Genomic DNA, 4,723 nt, shown 5'->3' with positions numbered 1-4,723 from the left:
CCATCGGGTAAATAAGGTTGCTCGATAAAAACGGTATTCCATTGTCCGCCTTGACTTTTATGACACGTAATGGCATAGGAAAATTTTACTTGCAGGGCATTGAAGTATTCGTTGCTTTTTACTTTTTGGAATTTTTTGTATTGCGCTTCACCTTCGTAGTCTTTCATCACTTCTTGATACAATCGATTGCTTTCTTCAAAAGTTAGTGAAGGCGATTCGCTGGTGATTGTGTCCAATAGTAAAATGGTTTCAAATGGTTTTTGATTGGGATAATCTACCATTCTGATTTTAACTTTGGCAAATTTAAAGCTGTATAATTCTTTGAAATTAAAAATTTCGAGTACTTCCAATATATCACCATTGGCTATAAAACCAGCTTCGTCAGTTTCTTTGAGCCAAAAATAATTGTTCTTCACCACCATCAAATAATCGCCAACGGAGAGTTCGCTTTCTTTGTCTAAAATTTTACTGCGAATTTGTTGGTTGTATTGATTGGCTCTTTTATTGGAACGAACTATGAAACAAGTATCCTCAATACTATAATTGTTATAGGCACTTTCAATAGCATCTTGAATATCAAAACCATCGGTTAACCGAACAATATCTTTGAAACCTTTTAAGTTAAATTGAAACGTTTCGATAAAAGAACTTTTCAGAATCTCCCGCAATTCTGTAGCATTATACAATATCCCCGATTTTTCTTCCTGACGCATCACTTCGTCGAGTTCAATCGAGAAAACTTCTTTGTTGTAATGCATCGATAAAGCATCTGTATTCAAAGCGAGACTAATATCCAATTGTACTGGTGGCAATTGAGCAGTATCGCCCAAAAGTATCAGTTTGCAATTGTCGCCATTATAAACATAAGACATCAAATCGTCCAACAACGAATCATTTTCATACAATTTCGATTCGGTATTCACATCCGAAATCATGGAGGATTCATCCACGATGAAAATAGTGTTTTTGTGTTTGTTGGTTTGCATCGTGAAAGACACGCCGCCACTTTTTCCTTTCTTGGGGAAATATATTTTTTTGTGAATGGTAAATGCCGGTTTGTTGGAATAATTGGCAATCACTTTTGCCGCTCTTCCTGTGGGTGCCAACAACACATATTTCTTATTGATGGAAACCAAATTATTTACAATAGTTGAGATGACGGTAGTTTTTCCAGTACCTGCATATCCTTTAAGAACAAAGATTTCGTCCTTGTTAGTATTGGTCAAAAAAACAGCAATCATTTGAAAAAAGATATCCTGTTTTACAGTTGGTTGAAACGGAAACTGGTTGCGTAAAACGCTGTAAAACTGGTTGGAAGTCATTGAAGATATTCTTAATAATTGGAAATCAAAGATAGACTAAACAATAGCAATGTCAATGTCAATTTCAAAAATCAAGTTCAAAAGTTAAAATCAAGAGTCAATTTAAAAAAACTGTAAATACTATAACAAATATTAATAATTTTTTTGATTTTTATTGATATTGATTTTTGACATTGCAATTGCAAATAATATTGATATTGATTTTTGAAATTGATATTGCAATTGTTTTTGTAAGTTTGCCCTATTCCCATTAAACGGATTAAACCATGTTTCAAAACACCAGCGTAATCGATAAAACATACAAAAAACTAGCCATTCAGGTTTCGTTGAATGGTTTGTCTTTTGCTACATTCGATACTTTGTTGAACAAACCATTGACTTTGCAAAAAATCGAAATTGGAAATGTATCCATTACCTCAAAAATTGATGATTTATTTACTAATGCGTTTCAAAACCATCCCGAACTCAAAGCCGGTTATGATGAAATTATCATTATTCACAGTAACAATCTATCCACTTTTGTGCCAACAGCTTTGTTTGATGAAGACTATTTGGGTAGCTATTTGCAATTCAATACCAAAGTTTTTGAAACCGATTTTTTTGCCTTTGACGAATTACCCAACTACGAAATGAACAATGTTTATATTCCTTATGTGAATATGAACAACTATTTTATTGATGAATATGGCACTTTTGATTACAAACATGCCAATAGTATTTTGGTGCAGAAATTATTAGAAGTTTCCAAAAACAATGAGGAAAGAAAAATGTTTGTACACGTAAGTGATACCCATTTTGAAATAGTAGTGATACAAAACCAAAAACTACAACTTTACAATTCCTTTGATTATAAAACTGCCGAGGATTTTATATACTACATCTTATTCACTGCGGAACAGTTGCAGTTGAATCCTGAAAATTTCAAATTGGAATTATTAGGCAAAATTACCGAAGCCGATTCGCTTTATAGCATGGTTTATAAGTATGTGCGCAATGTTGCTATGTTAGATGTGAACACTATGCAAAACCAATTCTCGGAAACCGAAAATCGGGAACATTTTATATTGCTACACTCATGAGAATTATCTCGGGGAAATACAAAGGCAGAAGAATAGCACCTCCCAAAAATCTTCCTGTTCGTCCCACAACCGATATGAGTAAAGAAGCGGTTTTCAATGTGTTGAACAATCATTTTAATTTTTCGGAATTGAAAATTTTGGAGCTTTTTGCTGGCACAGGAAGTATTAGCTATGAATTTGCATCACGTGGTTGTTCTACAATAGTGTGTATTGATGCCGACATGGGATGCGTGAATTTCATCAAGAAAACTGCCAAAGAATTTGAGTTTGATATTACGGCGATAAAAAGCGATGTTTTTAAATTTCTTGAAAAACATCATGGAAATTATGACATCATCTTCGCTGATCCGCCTTATAATTTAGCCCAAAACGAATTTGAAAAAATAATCGAACTCATTTTTGAAAATGAATTGTTGGACGAAGAAGGAATGCTGGTAGTAGAACATTCCAAATATACCAAAATCAACCACATGGCAAATTTTTCTTTTCAAAAGAATTATGGTGGTTCAGTTTTTACTTTTTTTGAGTTCTCGACTGCGCTCGAACAGACGGAAGTTGAGAATGAAGAGGAATAATGATAGTTTAAAAAACGTCTCTTTAGCCCCGACAGAAGCAAGCTACCCTGACTGCCGGCAGGCAGGCATGTAGCGCGGATGGCGGGAGCATGAATGAAAGAAAGACAAATCGTGTGCTCCTAACCGAGCGCAGCGAACTGAGGTAGTATATAAAAAAAAAGCAGACCTATAAGCCGGATTCTGTTCTCGTCTTTTGGGACGAGACCTTATCATTTATCTAGTCTCGTTGTTACCAACGAGATCGAGCTTCCTACCCTTCGACAACGGACGAGTAATCCTTGAATGCCGATATACTTGGAATTTCACCGCATAGAGTTTACCTGGTTTCACTACAGCCGAACTGTACTTGCTTTCTGTTGCACTGGTCCTTCTCGTCCCGAAAGACGAGAGACGGGTGTTACCCGCTATGCTACTCTGTGGTGTCCGGACTTTCCTCTTTATTCCGAACTTGATTCGGAATCTTTTAACTTGAAATCAAAAGATGCTGAAACGTGTTCAGCATAAAGCGATAAGGCGGTCTGCGTGGCAAAGGTAATCAATTGCAATAGCAATGACAAAGAACAATTGTAAAGTCAAAATTTAATATATGAATTTCTCTTATTGTTATTGATTTTTGATATTGAATTTGTCATTGAAAATTCTATATTTGTAATCCAATAATTTTCTATGGAACAATTTGTAGTATCTGCCCGAAAGTATCGCCCTCAAACGTTTAAAGACGTAGTGGGTCAACAAGCTATAACTAATACGCTGCTCAATGCCATAGAAAACAATCACTTGGCTTCTGCCCTATTATTTACCGGACCAAGAGGTGTTGGGAAAACTACCTGCGCCCGAATTTTGGCACGAAAGATTAACCAGCCCGGTTATGATGATCCCAATGAAGATTTTGCTTTCAATGTATTTGAATTGGATGCTGCTTCAAATAACTCTGTTGATGATATTCGAAATCTGATTGACCAAGTTAGAATACCGCCACAAACCGGACAATACAAAGTATATATTATTGACGAGGTTCATATGTTGTCTTCGGCTGCTTTCAATGCGTTTTTGAAAACGCTGGAAGAGCCACCAAAACATGCTATTTTCATTTTGGCCACGACCGAAAAGCACAAAATCATTCCTACTATATTATCGCGTTGTCAAATTTTTGATTTCAAACGCATCACCGTGAAAGATGCTCGAGAACATTTGGCAGAAGTAGCCACCAGTCAAGGTGTGCAATTTGAAGAAGATGCGTTGCACATCATTGCACAAAAAGCCGATGGTGCTATGCGTGATGCTTTGTCCATCTTTGACCGAGTAGTTTCTTTTTGTGGGAACAATCTAACCCGTCAAGCGGTAACTGAGAACTTGAATGTTTTGGATTATGAGACGTATATCAATATGACCGATTTAATTTTGGAAAATAAAATTCCGGAAGTTTTGATGGGCTATAACGATATTTTGGCAAAAGGTTTTGATGGTCACCATTTTATATCAGGATTAGCTACGCATTTCAGGGATTTATTGGTTGCTAAAAATCCTATCACACTTACGTTATTAGAAATGGGTGAAGCGGCACAACAGCTCTACGGACAACAAGCACAAAAAGTATCGCAAGATTTTCTTTTGAAAGGCATAGACTTAGCCAATGATAGCGATTTAAAATACAAAGACTCGAAAAACCAACGCTTGTTGGTAGAAATCACAATTATGCAAATATAATCTATCAACTTTTATGTAGAAAAAAAAAAGTATGACTTTA

At 35.7% G+C, this 4,723-nt stretch carries 4 protein-coding genes and 1 other RNA gene; 3 read left to right on the top strand and 2 right to left on the bottom strand.

The genetic code is table 11. The features are described from left to right. The coding region (locus tag ACK5ON_RS07845) for an ATP-dependent RecD-like DNA helicase (RefSeq protein ID WP_409821442.1) at nt 1-1,322 on the bottom strand (1,322 nt) is incomplete at its 3' end. 266 nt (nt 1,323-1,588) lie between these two features. Between ACK5ON_RS07845 and ACK5ON_RS07840 the strand changes: the two genes are divergently transcribed. Both ACK5ON_RS07840 and rsmD read left to right on the top strand, forming a co-directional pair. Beyond that, nucleotides 1,589-2,401 (top strand): DUF3822 family protein, encoded by an 813-nt coding sequence (locus ACK5ON_RS07840; protein ID WP_409821440.1) that lies wholly within the window; start codon nt 1,589-1,591, stop codon nt 2,399-2,401. Next, nucleotides 2,398-2,976, top strand: a complete 579-nt coding sequence (rsmD, locus tag ACK5ON_RS07835) for a 16S rRNA (guanine(966)-N(2))-methyltransferase RsmD (protein ID WP_409821438.1) — start codon at nt 2,398-2,400, stop codon at nt 2,974-2,976. The genes ACK5ON_RS07840 and rsmD overlap by 4 nt, the downstream gene beginning before the upstream one ends. A 153-nt stretch (nt 2,977-3,129) precedes the next feature. On the opposite strand, the gene rnpB is transcribed toward rsmD, so the two are convergent. Continuing rightward, nucleotides 3,130-3,501, bottom strand: an RNA gene (rnpB, locus tag ACK5ON_RS07830) — RNase P RNA component class A. Nucleotides 3,502-3,642: 141 nt separating this feature from the next. Between rnpB and dnaX the strand changes: the two genes are divergently transcribed. Continuing rightward, nucleotides 3,643-4,683: a DNA polymerase III subunit gamma/tau gene (gene dnaX, locus ACK5ON_RS07825; RefSeq protein ID WP_409821436.1), complete on the top strand. Its 1,041-nt coding sequence runs from the start codon at nt 3,643-3,645 to the stop codon at nt 4,681-4,683. Nucleotides 4,684-4,723: the final 40 nt, after the last annotated feature.

The sequence above is a fragment of the Flavobacterium sp. genome (assembly GCF_046317795.1).
In the GTDB taxonomy this organism is placed as follows: Bacteria; Bacteroidota; Bacteroidia; order Flavobacteriales; family Flavobacteriaceae; genus Flavobacterium.
The sequence above is the reverse complement of the archived record's forward strand: the minus strand, read 5'-3'. Positions and strand labels throughout refer to the sequence as shown.

Coding starts and splice junctions, on each gene's coding strand:
- ACK5ON_RS07840 (WP_409821440.1), top strand. CDS start 1,589: ATGTTTCAAAACACCAGCGTAATCGATAAAACATACAAAAAACTAGCC.
- rsmD (WP_409821438.1), top strand. CDS start 2,398: ATGAGAATTATCTCGGGGAAATACAAAGGCAGAAGAATAGCACCTCCC.
- dnaX (WP_409821436.1), top strand. CDS start 3,643: ATGGAACAATTTGTAGTATCTGCCCGAAAGTATCGCCCTCAAACGTTT.